This is a genomic window from Actinomyces israelii, from assembly GCF_030253495.1.
Classification (GTDB): domain Bacteria; phylum Actinomycetota; class Actinomycetes; order Actinomycetales; family Actinomycetaceae; genus Actinomyces; species Actinomyces israelii.
In genome coordinates, this window is record NZ_CP124548.1 from 58,857 (window position 1) to 74,276 (window position 15,420).

A 15,420-nucleotide genomic window follows, 5' to 3' on the forward strand; every position below is an offset into this window, starting at 1 on the left:
GCCGGCCGCCGGCAGGCGCCCACAACTCCACGTGCGCTTCCGCACCCGTCTGCGGGGCCCGCAGCTGCTCGTCTGAGGGGTCCGAGGCGTCACAGACGTCTGCACGGGTGCGTTCGGACGCTTCCGGCTGTGTTTCCTGTCGAAAAAGGTGGTTCCTACGCACTTTTAACGTTCGTGTCTCATCTCCGCCTGCTGCAGAACCGCGGAATTACGCCAAACTTTGCAACCCGCGACGGTGCCGTGCACTGTAAAAGTGCGTAGGAGCCACCTTTTTGAGCGCAAAGGCGCTCGATGGGACTGTCGGGTGCGTGCGGGGTCCGGTCAAGCGCTCGGCAGGGCGCGCCGCCTGACGGGACGCGCCGGTCAGCACGGTGCGCCGCCCGCCCCTTCATCGATCTCGACGGGACCGGCCTTCGGCCTGCTGTACGGCTCTGGCTCCGATGACCCGCAGGACACGTTCTAGCCGACGAGGCCGCCGGGAGTATGGCCGCCATCGGCCGGCGCCCCGGCAGGGCGGCGGTGGTAGAGCAGGTAGGCGCCGATCCGGCTGCGCCAGGAGGGGCGCACCGCGTGCGGCCAGCGCTGGGCCACGTAGGTGATGGCGTCATCGACCTCGAGGCGCTGGGTGGAGTTGCCCGCCCGCACCCACAGCTCTCGCCCGCCCCGGCCCTTGGGGCCGGACAGGTAGACGGGCGCCGGCGAGGGCGGCACGGTGACCCGGCAGACCTCGGCGCCATCACCGTCATCGGCGGGGGCGAAGTCCAGGCGCGGCAGAGTCGCGGCGTTCGCCCCCAGGCGGACGCGCCACAGGTCGCGCAGGAAGAGCTCGTAGCGGTCGGCGTTCTCGTGGCGCAGGGTCGTGTAGTCCGGACCCAGGCCGATGAGCCGGCCGTCATCGTCAACGCCGAGCAGCAGCGTGCCGCCGCGGGAGTTCAGGAAGGCCGCCACCGTCTTGGCGGCGACGGTCTCCATGGCGTCGTCGCGCTTGCCGGTGCGCAGGTTGACGCGCGCGGAGGACTTGAACTCCAGGCGCTCGGACTCGCCGTGACGCGCGACGTCGGCGATCGGCTCGAGCTCGGGCTCGTGCTGCAGCCATGCGGCCGCGGCGGAGGTCAGCACAATGACCCCGACGGCGGTGGCGACGGCGCACACCAGCAGGCGCGGCGCCCACAGGTAGTCCTCCTCGAGGAACCAGGCCCCCAGCGCCAGGCCGCCCCACAGGCCCAGCAGGGCCGTGAGCGTGGCCGCGGAGGAGGACAGGCTCGTGCCCCGGCGGCGCAGGATGCGGCGGGTGAGGCTGCCCACGAGGTAGGCCAGCAGCATCATCCCCGGCTGCAGGAGGACGGTCAGCAGCAGGATCGGGCTCTGCGGGACGACGATGACGTCGTGGGTGGTCGACTCCAGGGGCGTCACGCGTCGGCGCTCTGCTCGGAGGCGGCGGGGGTCGCGGCAGCGGTCCCGGGCTCCACGGGGGCGTCCGAATCCGCAGCCCCGGCGGGGGCCGGAGCGGCAGGGCCCGCCGCCGCGGGGATGACGACCTCCCACTGCAGGCGCGCCGCGAGGAAGCCGCGCACGGCCTCCTGCGCCGCCTCCAGGGAGTGGTTCGCACCCCAGCCGCACTGCACCTCGTTGGCGGCGGGCACCTCGGCGGCCTCCAGTATGTCGCGGAAGGTCGTCTCCAGCAGCGGCAGGAACTCGGCCGGCTCCAGGCCCAGGGTCAGGGCGTAGAAGCCGGTCTGGCAACCCATCGGCCCCCAGTCGATGAGCCGGTCGGTGTGGTTGCGCATGAGCTCGGCGGTCAGGTGCTCGATGGAGTGCACCGCTCTCATCTCCAGGTGCTCGCGGTTGGGCTGGGTGAAGCGCACGTCGTACTTGACCAGCTCGTCGCCGCCCGGCAGGCGCTTGCGGTCCGCGATCCGCACGAAGGGTGCGACCACCCGCGTGTGGTCGAGGTTGAAGGACTCGACGTTCATGCGCGGTCCCGAGGTCTGCGTGTACTCGCTCATGACCCCAGGCTATCCGCGCAGCGGAGCCCCGTGGAGGGGGTCGTGCGAGTAAGTGCCGCATCCGCCCGGGCGGGGCCGCTGCGGACATGGGAGATATCCGTGGCGTCAAGGACTCGCCGCATCCGCCCGGGCGGGGCCGCTGCGCGAGCGGGCGCCGCTGTGCGAGGTCCGCACCCCGGAGAATCCCGTGGGCGGGGCAGCCTCATCGACCTGGAGCCCCGCCGTCGGGGGACAATGGGGGTATGAGCCATCCTCTCGCACGCATCGTCGTCGGGCCCGACGACGCCCCCACCCTGGTACTCCTGCACGGAATCACCGCCTCGGCCGTCTCCCAGACCGACGCCATCGACCACTGGCGGGCCCTGGGCTACCGGGTGATCGCCGCCGACGCCCGCGGCCACGGCCTGTCCCCGCGCTGGGAGCCCGCCGAGCTGGAGCGCGCCGGCGAGGTCCTCGTCGACGACGCCGTCGCCGTCCTGGAGGACCTGGACGTCCAGGCCCGCGGCCGGCGCGCCCTGGGGCTGCCCGCCGCGCCCCCGCCCGTGGTCGTCGGCCACTCCATGGGGGCCGCCACCGCCATGGTCGTGGGCGGGCGCCGCCCCGAGCTGGTCACCGGCGTCGTCCTGCACGACCCGGCCCGCTTCGGCTCGCGCAGCCCGGCCGAGCTGCTCGCCCGCGGCGCCGGGCGCGAGCGCGCCCGCGCGGCCGAGGTCGCCGACCCGGCGGCTGCCGTGGCGCGCGCCCTGGCCGACCCCGAGGTGCCCGACTGCGAGGCCGTGGCGGGGGTGTGGGCGAGCCGGCGCACGGATCCCGCGCTGCTGCGCACCGGTGTGGTCGCCCCGGAGACCGAGTGGGTCGAGGCGATGGCGGCGCTCGCGGTCCCCGCGCTCCTGGTCACCGGGGACCGGCCCGGCGCGGCGCGCGTGGGGCGCGAAGGGCTGGAGGTCGTCGAGCGGCTCGCGAACCCGCTCGTGACGACGGCGCTCGTGCCGGGGGGCGCCCACAACGTGCGGCGCACCCGCCCCGAGGGCTTCTACGGCGCGGTCGATACCTGGCTGGAGAGCCGGTTCTCCTGACGCCGCCCGGGGCCGCGCCGGAGCGGCGGACCGGCTTCCCACACCCTCAAGTTGGTGTGATCTACGTCATGTCTGAGACTCCGCTCTCTGTCTTGTGCAATCGATTGAATTCAGTGATTATCTTGTTCGTGGGCGGAGGCCACCCCACTCCCGCCGCTCGTTTCCACGACAAGGAGGTCGCTTTGGCAATGAAGGACAGGGAAGCCGATGTCGCCGGCGGCGCCGAGCGGGCCGAGGATGTCCCGGCGGGCGGCGCGCCGACCGACTGGATGTCCCGGATCGACGACGACGTCGCTCTCGACCGCCTCGCGGTGCCCGGGACGCACGACACCATGACCCACCGCTGTGACGGCTACACCACGACTCAGAGCCTGTCCCTGGTCGAGCAGCTGGACTGCGGTGTGCGCTTCGTCGACATCCGGCTGCGGCGGGACGGGACGATCGCCCACCGCTACTCCCCGACCGGGTACGACATCGACGACGTCCTGGGTGCAGTCGCCGACTTCCTGGAGGCGCACCCCGGCGAGACGGTCCTTATGAGGCTCCAGAACGCCAACGAGGACAAGGACGACTTCTCCGAGTACACCGAGGCCCTGACGGGCGCGGTCCGCGAGTACCGCGACCTCTTCCACCTCCCCGACGACCCCGTCCGCTGGCCGAGCCTGGGGCGGGTCCGCGGCGGGATCGTGGCCCTGGAGTGCAACCCGGCGGAGTTCGACGCGAGCGCGGTGGACGGCGTCAGGTGGGCCTATCGCTGGCACGACAACCCGGCGATCGAGCTGCAGGACATGTGGGACGGGCCCGCGGTCGAGGACAAGCTCGAGGCGATCACTGCGCTCATCAGGCCCGTCGACGAGCGGGACCACCGGCTCAGGTTCAACCACGTCAGCGCGACCAACGGGGCGCCCGGCAACCCGCTCCGGTGGGCGCGCGCCCTCAACCCGCGGGTGGCCGGCGTGCTCGGCTCCTGGGGCGCGCGCCCCCAGAGGCCGATCCCCGGGGTCCTCATCTACGACTTCGTCACCGCCGACCTGGCGGCCAGGACCATCGCCCTCAACCGCTTCGGCAACCACCCCCGATAGCCACTGACTAGCCACTGACTAGCCACCGACCGCAACCGCCGACAGCCCTCCCGCAAAGGAGCGGGAGGGGCGGCGCCCGGCCGCGGGCCGGACGCACGACATTCACATGACATTCAAAGGACACCCATGAGTGCATTCATGAATCGGTACGGCTTCACCCGTGCCTCCCTGCTGCGGTTCGTGTTCATCACCGCGAACGCCGAGCTCATCTACATGTTCTGGAACCTGCGGACGTCGCTGACGACGCCGCTCATGGCGGCCTTCGGAATTGACAAGTCCCAGCTGGGCGTCATCGCCGGCCTTCAGGGCTTCATCATGCTGTTCCTGACCATCCCGCTGGGCTGGGCCGGGGACAGGTTCAAGACCCACCACGTCATGATCGTCAGCTCGGTGGTCTCCGGGGCGGTCGCCATCGCCCTGGCCCTCATGGTTCCGGTCTCGCCGTCCGGGTTCTGGATCGTCGTCGGCGGGTACGGCCTCATGCTGGTGTTCACCGAGGCGATCTACAAGACGACCAACTTCAAGGCCATCTCCATGACCACCGACGACACCCACCAGGCGGCCGTCTTCGGGCTGTTCGAGATGGGGCGCGGCATTATCACCTTCATCGAGGGCGCCTTGTCCCTGACCATCTTCCAGTGGATGGGCGGCGCGCTGGCGGGCCACGAGGTCGCCGCCATGCGCTGGACGATGATCATCTCCGCCGGCATCACCCTGCTGTCCGCCCTGCTCGTCTTCTTCGCCTTCCCCCGGTCCGCCCGCATCAGGGCCCGCACCGCGGGCGACAAGCAGGAGTCCTTCACCGTCAAGGACCTCCTGAGCGCCCTGAGGATCCCCGATGTGTGGATCACCGGCCTGGCGGCCTCCTGCGCCTACGGCGTGTTCGTCATGTGCGCCACGCTTCTGAACACCTACCTCGTCGACGTCTACGGCCTGCCCGCCGTCGTGGCCGGCTCCATGGGCCTGATCATCTCCGCGGCCCGCATTGTCGCCCCGGGCGCGGCCGGCCAGCTCGCCGACCGCCGTTTCCGCTCCAGCGCCCACCTGTTCTGGATCCTGTTCGCCATTATGGCGGCCATGCTGTTCCTCGAGGTGGTCCTGCCGAAGCCGAGCTCGCCCACCCCCACCAGCCTCGGCCTGCTGGTCCCCGCCTTCGCCGTCATCTTCACAGCCGCGTTCTGCTGCTACATGATCCGCGGCATCTACTACTCGCCGATCGGCGAGGCCGGGATCCCCACCCGCGTGCGCGCCTCAGCCATGTCCGCCGCGACCACGATCGGCTACACCCCCGCCCTGTACGGGACCTACTGGTTCGGCTCGATCATCGACCGCAACGAGGCCGCCGGCGACATCGTGCGGGGCTACAACATCGTCTTCATGATCCTGGGCGCCTACGCCGTGCTCGGCGTCGTCTTCGCCCTGGTGCTCAGGAGGCGCTGGGACGCGCGCGCCGCCCGGCGGGGCGCCGAGCGGGAGGATATCGGCGCCTCATGACGAGGCCTGGCCGGTGAGGGGGTCCGCGGGCCGCCCGCCGGGTGACGCATCCCTGCTGAGGGGTGCGACGACGGCGGTGCCGGGCGCCCGGAGGGCGCGTGAGCGCGCGGGGCCTCGGCACCCCCGCTTCGGACGGTCCGGGGCGGGGTCCGGAACGCGTGAGCGCGTGCGGGGCCGCCGCGGGCCCGCACAGTGCGGCCGGGCGCGGCCAGGTCCCGCCGCAGGCGAGCACGGGTCCGCCGACGAGGGCGCGGTCCGGCTGGGCGCGGGGTCCCATCCCGCCCGTCAGCGCCTGGTCGCACGCTGGTGCGGTCCGGCCGGGCCGGCCGCTACCGCGTGCCCGGTGCGGGGCCGGAGGAGGAGCGGGCCACCATCCGGGTGCGTACCGACTCGCTGCGGGGCGGGCCGTCCCCGCCCTCGCACCGGGAGATCGCCATGTCCACCGCCAGCGCCGCGACCGCGGCGGGGTCGCGGTCCACGGAGGTCAGGTCGAAGGCCCGGGAGGCCGCTCCGCGGGTGTTGTCGAAGCCGACCACGGAGACGTCGTCGGGCACTGACAGGCCCCGCCGGGCCAGGGCGAGGAGGGCGCCCTGCGCGCACTGGTCGTTGTAGCACAGGACCGCCGTCGCCTGTCGCGGGCCGTCATCGTCCCCACCCGCCCCCCGGGACCCGGCGGCCGTGCCCGCCTCGACGGCGCCGACGAGCTCGCCGCGTTCGACGAGGGCCAGGGCCGAGGCGAAACCGGCGTCAACAGTTGCTCCGCCGGGCACGGTCCGCACCGACAGGGAGGTCCCCTGGGCCGTCTCCAGCAGGGTGCGCCGTCTTATGTCGGTGGATGCCCCCGCGGGGCCCTCGAGGTAGACCACCTCCCGGTGCCCGACGGCGATCAGGTGGGCGGTGATCTCGGCGGTGCCCCCGAGGTTGTTGCTGGTCACCAGGTCGCAGGAGGCGAAGGGGCGCTCCTGGCCGATGGCCACCGTCGGGACGGCCGTCCTGCGGGGGTCGAGGCCGCCCAGGGAGCCCGGGTCGATGGCGATGAGGGCCTGGCAGCGCAGCTCGCGGAGGGACACGAGGGCCTCCGCGGTCGAGGTGCTCCTGGAGATGCCCGCGACCACCGTGCGATAGCCGCGGGCGGCGGCCGCGGCGAGGATGTGCTCGTGGTAGGTGAAGTGCAGGTCCTGGTCCAGGCGGCACAGGAGCCCGATGATCCTGGGACGCGAGGTTCTCAGCAGGGTGCCCGCCAGGTCGGTGCTGTAGCCCATGCGCTCGGCCTCGGTCTTGACCTGCTCGCGGACGGGGGTGCTGATCCTCGGGCTGTCGCGCAGGGCCAGCGAGACCGTGCTCGTCGACACCCCCAGCGCCTGTGCGATGTCGCGCAGCGTCACCCGTGCCCCGCCCATCGGCGCCTCCCGGTGCGTCGTCGTCCTGCCTGGTGTGCGGGCGGCCCGCCCGCCGCCTTCCGAGTGCTTGCGGCGGCGGGCGGGCCGCCGTCTCCGATGGTAGTTCCCCGGCCGCCGCGGGGACCGATCTCGAGGCGGAAGCGAACCGATCTCGGTGCGGAACTCGACCGATCTCGACGACAAGGAGGGGAGCGGTGGCCGGAGCTCCCGGACGCCGGGGCGAAATCCTGTAGGCTGAGCCCGGCTCGGCAAAGGCGCCGGGCTGCCAGTTCTTGTCCGGCACCATCGGCGTGCCGGGCCCGATGCTCAAGGAGGAGCCCGTGCCGACGCCGTCGCTGCGCCGCCCCCGTCCCGCCGTCGGGCGCTCCGCCGACCGCTCCGTGCACGGGCCCGCTCTGACCCGCAGGCAGATCATCGGCCTGGTCCTGGGCGCCGTCGTGTTCCTCATCCCCCTCATCGTGGACGTCCCCGGCCTGGAGGACATGGGCGAGCGCATGCTCGCCGTCTTCGGGCTGGCGATCGTCCTGTGGGTCACCGAGGCGATCCCGCTGGTGGCCACCGCCGTGCTGGTGATCGCCCTGGAGATCCTGCTGATCTCCAACCAGGCACTCCTGCCCGTGCCCGGGGACGCCACCAAGTACTCCACCTTCCTGGGCGCCCTGGCCAACCCGGTCATCATCCTGTTCCTGGGCGGGTTCCTCATCGCCGACGGCGCGGAGAAGTACCGCCTGGACAAGAACCTCGCCGCGGTCCTCATCAGGCCCTTCACCGGCTCGGCGCGCACGACCGTCCTGGGCCTCATGGTCATCACCGCCATGCTGAGCATGTTCATGTCCAACACGGCCACCACCGCCACCATGTTCGCCGTCATCATCCCGATCCTGGGCGCCCTGCCCGCCGGCAGGGCGCGCGCCGGGCTGGCCCTGTCGATCCCGGTGGCGGCCAATGTCGGCGGCATCGGCACACCCGTGGGCACGCCCCCCAACGCCATCGCCCTGGGGGCGCTGGAGGAGGCCGGCTACCGCATCAGCTTCCTGGACTGGATGATCATGGCGGTGCCGCTCATGGTCCTGATCCTCGTGGGCGCCTGGCTGCTCATCTGCGCCCTGCTCCTGCCCGGCGGGCTGACGGTGGAGCTGGACATGCGGGCCCAGTGGCACACCGACCGCAGGGCCGTCACCTTCTACGTCATCGCCGCCGCCACGATCCTGGCGTGGATGACCGAGTCCCTCCACGGCGTGAGCGCGAACGTCGTCGGGTTCCTGGCGGTCGCGGCGCTGCTGGTGACCCAGGTCATGGGCGCCGAGGACCTGGGGCGCCTGTCCTGGCCCGTGCTGTGGCTCGTCGCCGGGGGCATCGCGCTGGGTGACGGCGTGGCCGCCACCGGCCTGGACGCCTGGATCCTCGGACTGTTCGGGTGGGACGCCATGCCGGCCTTCGCCGTCGTCGTCGTCATGGGGATGCTGGGGCTGGCCATGTCCAACGTCATCAGCCACTCGGCGGCCTCCAACCTCCTCATCCCGCTGGCCATGGGCCTGGCGACCGGCATCGACGGCCTGGAGCCGGTGACCATCGCGGTCGTGCTGGCGCTGGCCTGCTCGCTGGGCATGAGCCTGCCCATCTCGACGCCGCCCAACGCCATCGCCTACGCCACCGGCGAGGTGACGACGGCGGACATGGCCAGGGTCGGCGTCGTCGTCGGAGTGGCGGGCGCGGCGCTCCTCGTCCTCCTCATGCCGTCGCTGTGGTCCGCGCTGGGGCTGATCTGATGGCCGCCGCCCCGCCCGGTGCACCGGATGCGCCCGCCCCGCCGGGCGCGCCCCCGCTCGTCGTCGCCGTCGTCTCCCCGGCCTCGCTCGGCTCCCAGGCGGCGCACGAGGTCGAGTCCGCGGTGGGCTGCGTCGCCCGAGTCATGCGCACCCGCTCCCTGGCCGAGCTGTTCGCCTGGGCCCGGCGCAGCGAGACGGACGCCCCCGCTGCGACGGTGCCCCTGATCATCGCCACCGATGAGGTCGGCAGCCTCGACGACGTCGCCGCCGCCGTCGACCACCACCCAGCCCTGGCCGCGGCGCGCCTGGTCCTGCTGACCGAGCGCACCGAGCTGCACGACCTGGGGCGCGCCATTGACGAGGACCTGGTCCGCGAGGTCGTCGCGGTGCCCTGGACGCCGGGCGCCATCGCCCACCGCGCCGCCGCCCAGACCGGCCGCTGGCTGCGCGACCACCTGCCCGACGACTCCCGCCGCGCCCTGCTGGCCACCGACGTCGATACTGCGGAGTCCGCCCGCTCGCCCCTGCTGGAGGCCCTCGCCCACGGGACGGACGCGCTGACCGCCGAGCTCATCGCCGCCTGCGAGACGGTCCTGGGGCCCCGGCCGCGCCTGCGGCTGCCGCCCGGGGTGCGCCTGACCCACCAGGGGCAGGTCGTCGACGGCGTCTACATCGTGGTGTCGGGGGCGGTGGCGCTGACCCGCCACACGCGCGTCGGCGAGGTCACCCTCCACCACGCCACCACCGGACGCATTATCGGGCTGGTCTCCCTGGCCGGCCAGGGCCTGGCCTACGTCACCTCCACGACCACCACCGACGTCGAGCTCATCCTGCTGTCCATCGAGCAGCTCGACCGGGCGCTGCGGGAGAACCCCGCCACCGAGCAGGCCCTGGCGGCCCTGCTCATCGGGTCGCTGACCAAGCGCCTGTCGCGCTCGGAGATCCTGCAGGTCGAGAAGATCGAGCTGGCGGCCGCCGTCGCCGCCGAGAAGGCTCAGGCGACCGAGGCGCTGGCCGCGCTCGAGCAGGCCCGCATGGAGCTGCTCGCCCAGGAGCGCTTCGCCACGCTCGGCGAGCTGGCCGCGGGGATCGCCCACGAGCTCAACAACCCCGTCGCGGCCCTTGAGCGGGCCGGCGCGCACCTGGAGACGGGCCTCGACTCCGTCCTGGCCTCGCACCCCGAGGGCGAGGCCATTGCGCGCACCGCCGAGGCGGCGCGCACCCGGCCGCCCGCCTCCACGCGCGCCGAGCGGAGCGAGCGCCGCGCCCTGGAGCGGGTCCTGGGCGACCGCGAGCTGTCCCGCAGGATCGTCGCTGCGGGCCTGGCCGCCGGCAGGGAGCCGGCCGATATCAGGGCCCTGGCCGCCGACCCCGAGCGCCTGGCCACCCTGGAGGCCGCCGCGTCGATCGGGCGGGCCGAGCGCAATATGCGTGTGGCGACCGGGCGCATCAGCGGCCTGGTGGCCAGCCTGTCGACCTACGTGCGTCCCCAGGGGGAGGCGTTCCAGGACGTCGATGTGCGCGAGGTCCTTGAGGACGCGCTGCGCCTGACCGCGCACCGTCTGCACGGCGTCCAGATCGAGCGGGAGTACCCCGGCGAGGCGGACCCGGCCCCGGTCGTGCCCGCGCACCCCGGCGAGCTCGCCCAGGTGTGGACCAACCTGCTGACCAACGCCGCCGACGCCCTGGCCGCCCTTGCCGTCCGGGGCGAGGGGGTTGCCGGGGCCGGGCGTGAGGCGGGTGGGGCCGGGCGTGAGGCGGGCGGAAGCGCCGCCTGGGGGGAGGGGGTGGGCGCGGCTGAGGACGGGACCGCGAGCCGGCCGCCGGGCGAGGAGGCTGCCGGAGCTGGCCGTGAGGCGGGTGCGGGCCGCCTCATTCTGCGGGTCGCGCAGGAGCCCGGCGCCGTGCGCGTCGAGGTCGAGGACAATGGGCCGGGCATCGCGCCCGAGGTCCTGCCGCGTATCTTCGAGCCGCGCTTCACCACCAAGCACGGCCAGGTCCGCTTCGGCCTGGGCCTGGGTATGGGCCTGGCCAAGTCCGTCGTGGACGCCCACGGCGGCACCATCGTCGTCGAGTCCCGGCCCGGACGCACGCTCGTGCGCGTCACCCTGCCCACCGACCACACCCAGGAGGCACCATGAAGTTGGTCATCCTCGTCGTCGAGGACGAGCCCGAGGTCCGCGACGCCGTCGTCGGCGACCTCGCCCCCTTCGACGGCGTCGTGCGCATCGAGCCCGCCGAGGACGTCGAGGACGCGTGGGAGGTGGTCGATGAGGCGGACGCCGACGGCGACCTGGTGGCCCTGGTCCTGGCCGACCACCGCCTGCCCGGCCGCAGCGGCGTCGACATGCTCGTGGCCATGACCGACGACGAGCGCACCGCCGCCGCCCGCAAGGTCCTGGTCACCGGGCAGGCCGACCAGGACGACACGATTCGCGCCGTCAACGAGGCCGGCCTCGACCACTACATCGCCAAGCCCTGGGACCCCGCGCACCTGCAGGCCACCGTGCGTGCCCAGCTGACCGACTTCGTGCTCGACACCGGGCTCGACCCGCTGCCGCACCTGCGGGCCCTGGACGGCGCGCGGGCCATGGAGGCGCTGCGCTGAGCGGCGCGGCCGCGGGCCCAGTGCACCCGGATCTCAGGTTCTTCACGGGGCGGTCTCGCAGGGGGCCTCCCGAGGCCCGGCGCGCCCGCGGCCGGGCCCGGCCCGGGTGAGCGGTTCGCGATCTCCTGAGGCATTGAGGGGAGCGACCGTGAAAGGATGCGCGTATGACTGCTACCCCTGCTACCCCTGCGCCCACCGCTGGAAACAAGGTCGCCTCCGCCGGGGAGCGGGCCGCGCCCGCGATCGGAGGACGGGCGACGCCGGCGACCGGGAGCCAGGCCGCTTCCGAGGATCGGCTCCAGGGCGAGGCCATCGCGATCACTGTCGCCGCCCTGGCCGTGAGCTGCGCCGGGATCTACTTCGCACAGGCCCTGGTCGGCCCGGCCTTCTTCGCCCTCACGCTCGTCATCACCGTGCGGCCCCTGGTGAGCTGGGCCAGCCGCCATCACGTGCCCCGCTCCGTGTCCGCCATCTGCGCGATCATTATCATCTACGCCTTCGTGGCCATGATGTTCGCGGCGCTGGGCGTGGCCATTGTCCAGCTCGTTGACACCCTGCCCGCCTACACGGCCAAGTTCCAGGCGATCTGGGGGAGTATCCAGGACCTGCTGGCGCGGTTCGGCGTAGATCAGTCCGCGCTGCTCGACCAGGTCTCGCGGTCCATGGACACCAACAAGGTCGTCACGGTGGCCCAGGGGCTCCTCGCGCAGATCACGAGCTTCGGCTCGATTCTGAGCATTATGGGGCTGACGGTCCTCTTCCTCATGTTCGACATGTCCCGTATCGAGGTGCGGGCTCAGGCGCTGACGGTCCTCAAGCCCGGAATCGCCCGTGCGCTCGCGGACTTCGCCGGGGCGGTGCGCTCCTACTGGCTGGTGTCGACCGTCTTCGGCCTGATTGTCGCGGTCTTCGACGTCATCGCCCTGGGGTTCCTCGGGGTGCCGATGGCGGTGACCTGGGGCGTGCTGTCCTTCATCACGAACTACATCCCCAATATCGGCTTCTTCCTCGGTGTCATTCCACCGGCCCTGCTGGCGCTGGTGGACTCCGGGCCGTGGACGGCGCTGTGGGTGCTGGTGGCGTACGCGGTGCTCAACTTCGTCATCCAGAGTCTTATCCAGCCGAAGTTCACCGGGGACGCCGTCGGCCTCAACACGACGACGACCTTCCTGTCCCTGCTGTTCTGGAGCCAGGTCATCGGGGCGCTCGGCACGATCCTCGCCGTGCCGCTCACGCTCTTCGTCAAGTGCGTGCTCATCGACTCCGACAGCCGCTCGCGCTGGGTGGGCATCTTCCTGTCGGCCGGCGACAACCCGGTGCTGCGGCCCGACGAGCTCGATCCCCGCACGGTCGAGACGCTCGACCTGGACGGCGACGGCATCGGCGAGGAGGACCCGCAGCACGACCGGCCCGTCATCAAAGGCGGCAGGGACTCCGGCGAGACCGGGAGGGCCGGCGGTGGGAGGGCCGGCGACGAGCCGGCCTGAGCGGGTGGTCCCCCTCGCCGAGATCAGTCGTATTCCGCGTCGAGATCGGATCACGGGGCCGGACAGGAGCGCCCAGTCGGCTCTCCGCGGTCTCCTGGAGGCCGGCCCTGGTGGAGACTGGTGGAAAAAGGTGGCTCCCACGCACTTTTACCCGCCGGTACCGCTCTGCCTGCGTCATGAAACCGCGGAATCATGCCGATCCTCTCTGCGTCCGGGGGCGGCAAGCGCCTTAAAAGTGCGTGGGAGCCACCTTTTCTTTCTAGAGCCGGTCGTCGAGGTGTTCGGCTCCGGCCCTGCAGGGGCGCCGCCTGGCTCTGCGGACCGGCCTTGGGCCGGAACGTGAACGTACCTTCCGCTCGCGGCCGGTGCGACCGGGCGGCGTGTACGAAGTTCGAGGGTGGGCATGAGGCCGGGAGGGGCCCGAGGACGTCTGCCGGCGACATGCGGAGCCCGAGGGCGGGCGTGCGGGGCCTGACGGCGGGCGTGCGGAGCCCGAGGGCGGGCGTGCGGAGCCCGAGGGCGGGCGTGCGGAGCCGACATCGTCCCACTGTGCGACCTCCCGGCGGACCTTCGTCACTATGTGCTGACAAAGTGGCAGAAACGCCATATGCTCGCCATGGGCCGCGGGCGCGTCCCCGCGCGCGGCGGTCGATGAAGACACGCAGAAACACCCGAGCGGTGTGAGGAGAGGCGAATGAAGACGATTCGGCACTGGATCGACGGCCAGTACTACGAGGGCACCCCCATCGGGCGCTTCCCGGTGGAGAACCCGGGCACGGGGGAGATCGAGGGGGAGCTCCTGCAGGCCTCCGACGCCGACCTCGACCACGCCATCGAGGTGGCCCGCCGCGCTCAGAGGGAATGGGCCAAGGTGTCGCTGGCCAAGCGCACCGCGATCATGTTCCGCATGCGCCAGCTGGTGCTGGACCACCAGGACGAGATGGCCCGCATGATCGTGGCCGAGCACGGCAAGAACTACTCCGACGCCGTCGGCGAGATCCAGCGCGGCCGCGAGACCCTCGACTTCGCCACCGCGATCAACCTGGCCCTCAAGGGCGAGTACTCCTTCAACATCTCCACGGGCGTGGACATCCGCACCCTGCGCCAGCCGGTCGGCGTCGTCGCCGGCATCTGCCCCTTCAACTTCCCGGCCATGGTGCCCATGTGGATGCACCCCATCGCCATCGCCACCGGCAACGCGTTCATCCTCAAGCCCGCGTCCATGACGCCGTCGGCGGGCCTGCTGACCGCCGAGCTCTACAAGGAGGCCGGGCTGCCCGACGGCGTCTTCAACGTGGTGGCCGGCAACCGCAAGATGGTCACCAAGGTGCTCGAGCACCCCGGCATCGACGCCATCTCCTTCGTGGGCTCCACCCCGGTGGCGCACATCGTCCAGAACACCGGCGTCTCCCACGGCAAGCGGGTCCAGGCGCTCGGCGGGGCCAACAACCACGCCATCGTCATGCCCGACTCCGACCTGGACTTCGCCGCCCAGCACATCTCCGCCGCCGCCTTCGGCGCGGCCGGCGAGCGCTGCATGGCCCTGCCCGTGGTGGTCGCCGTCGGCGGCTGCGGCCCGGACCTGGCGCGCCGCGTCAAGGCCCACGCCGAGAGGATCAAGGTCGGCTACGGCATGGACGAGGGCGTGGAGATGGGGCCCGTCATCGACGCCAAGTCCAAGGAGTTCATCACCGGGCTCATCGACGACGCCGAGGCCAAGGGCGCCGAGGTCGTCCTGGACGGGCGCCCCCTGGTGATCCCCGGCCACGAGAACGGGCACTTCCTCGGCCCCACGATCGTGGACAATGTGCCGCTGGAGTCCTCCCTGTACACCGAGGAGGTCTTCGGGCCGGTGCTGGCGATCGTGCACGCCGACACCTACGAGGAGGCCATCGCCCAGGTCAATTCTTCGCCGTTCGGCAACGGCTCGGCCATCTTCACCAACGACGGCGGGGTCGCGCGGCGCTTCGAGCTCGACGTCGAGGCCGGCATGGTGGGCATCAACGTGCCCATCCCGACGCCGGTGGCCTACTACTCCTTCGGCGGGTGGAAGGAGTCGCTCCTGGGCGACACCCACATCCACGGCCCCGAGGGCGTCAAGTTCTACACCCGGGCCAAGGCGGTCACCAGCCGCTGGCCCTCGGAGAAGACCTACGCCGCCACTATGTCCTTCCAGCGCGAGGAGTGAGCGGGGGCGGGTGAGCCCGCGCATGAGCGGTCCGAGCGGCGCCGCGGCCCGGGTTCGGCTGTCGGTTCGGGACCGTCGGGCTGCCCGCGCAACTGGGTCGCCCCGGGCTCGCCCCGGCCGGGGTGCCGGCCGCCGCTCGTGTGCGGACGGCCAGCACCCCGGCTCTCTATGGGACGACGACGGCCACTGCGCTCCCGGGCCCGGGCCGGGCGGGCTGGGCCCGGGAGGAAGCAGTGCCGGCCCAATGAAGCGCAGCCTCCGGAGAGGTTGCAACTCGTGGCGGGTGACCCACCCGTACCCGCCGGGCTCC

General features: G+C 72.3%; 10 protein-coding genes, 1 pseudogene and 1 CRISPR repeat array (1 of these 12 cut by a window edge). Of the genes and pseudogenes, 8 read left to right on the forward strand and 3 right to left on the reverse strand.

Annotated features, from left to right (window positions below; all coding sequences use genetic code 11):
* Nucleotides 1-459: 459 nt before the first annotated feature.
* Both AIF0345_RS00275 and AIF0345_RS00280 read right to left on the reverse strand, forming a co-directional pair.
* A complete protein-coding gene (locus tag AIF0345_RS00275; protein ID WP_404975958.1) occupies nucleotides 460-1,413 on the reverse strand; it encodes an AlbA family DNA-binding domain-containing protein in 954 nt (317 codons plus the stop codon).
* Nucleotides 1,414-1,529: 116 nt separating this feature from the next.
* Nucleotides 1,530-2,006 (reverse strand): annotated as a pseudogene (locus tag AIF0345_RS00280) (S-ribosylhomocysteine lyase); the annotation flags it as partial.
* A 242-nt stretch (nucleotides 2,007-2,248) separates the two neighbouring features.
* Here AIF0345_RS00280 and AIF0345_RS00285 point away from each other — a divergent pair.
* From AIF0345_RS00285 to AIF0345_RS00295, 3 genes are all read left to right on the forward strand, one after another.
* Complete coding sequence (locus AIF0345_RS00285; protein ID WP_268918092.1) at nucleotides 2,249-3,082, forward strand: alpha/beta fold hydrolase; 834 nt, start codon at nucleotides 2,249-2,251, stop codon at nucleotides 3,080-3,082.
* A 188-nt stretch (nucleotides 3,083-3,270) separates the two neighbouring features.
* A complete protein-coding gene (locus AIF0345_RS00290; protein WP_268918091.1) occupies nucleotides 3,271-4,164 on the forward strand; it encodes a phosphatidylinositol-specific phospholipase C domain-containing protein in 894 nt (297 codons plus the stop codon).
* Between the two features lie 126 nt (nucleotides 4,165-4,290).
* The gene (locus AIF0345_RS00295; protein WP_268918090.1) at nucleotides 4,291-5,658 is read left to right on the forward strand and encodes an MFS transporter; all 1,368 of its coding nucleotides are present in this window, start codon (nucleotides 4,291-4,293) and stop codon (nucleotides 5,656-5,658) included.
* Between the two features lie 329 nt (nucleotides 5,659-5,987).
* On the opposite strand, the gene AIF0345_RS00300 is transcribed toward AIF0345_RS00295, so the two are convergent.
* The gene (locus tag AIF0345_RS00300; protein ID WP_285296795.1) at nucleotides 5,988-7,058 is read right to left on the reverse strand and encodes a LacI family DNA-binding transcriptional regulator; all 1,071 of its coding nucleotides are present in this window, start codon (nucleotides 7,056-7,058) and stop codon (nucleotides 5,988-5,990) included.
* A gap of 302 nt (nucleotides 7,059-7,360) precedes the next feature.
* Here AIF0345_RS00300 and AIF0345_RS00305 point away from each other — a divergent pair, with 302 nt between their 5' ends.
* The 5 genes from AIF0345_RS00305 (at nucleotide 7,361) to AIF0345_RS00325 (ending at nucleotide 15,110) form a co-directional block, all read left to right on the forward strand.
* Nucleotides 7,361-8,827: an SLC13 family permease gene (locus AIF0345_RS00305; protein WP_404976020.1), complete on the forward strand. Its 1,467-nt coding sequence runs from the start codon at nucleotides 7,361-7,363 to the stop codon at nucleotides 8,825-8,827.
* Complete coding sequence (locus AIF0345_RS00310) at nucleotides 8,827-10,968, forward strand: ATP-binding protein (RefSeq protein ID WP_268918088.1); 2,142 nt, start codon at nucleotides 8,827-8,829, stop codon at nucleotides 10,966-10,968. Before AIF0345_RS00305 ends, AIF0345_RS00310 begins: the two co-directional genes overlap by 1 nt.
* Complete coding sequence (locus AIF0345_RS00315) at nucleotides 10,965-11,435, forward strand: response regulator (protein WP_043563376.1); 471 nt, start codon at nucleotides 10,965-10,967, stop codon at nucleotides 11,433-11,435. The genes AIF0345_RS00310 and AIF0345_RS00315 overlap by 4 nt, the downstream gene beginning before the upstream one ends.
* Nucleotides 11,436-11,599: 164 nt before the next feature.
* Nucleotides 11,600-12,922 (forward strand): AI-2E family transporter, encoded by a 1,323-nt coding sequence (locus AIF0345_RS00320; RefSeq protein WP_084682587.1) that lies wholly within the window; start codon nucleotides 11,600-11,602, stop codon nucleotides 12,920-12,922.
* Between the two features lie 694 nt (nucleotides 12,923-13,616).
* Complete coding sequence (locus AIF0345_RS00325; RefSeq protein WP_268918087.1) at nucleotides 13,617-15,110, forward strand: CoA-acylating methylmalonate-semialdehyde dehydrogenase; 1,494 nt, start codon at nucleotides 13,617-13,619, stop codon at nucleotides 15,108-15,110.
* Between the two features lie 238 nt (nucleotides 15,111-15,348).
* Nucleotides 15,349-15,420: a CRISPR direct-repeat array (repeat unit 36 nt) (it continues 1,113 nt past the right edge of the window).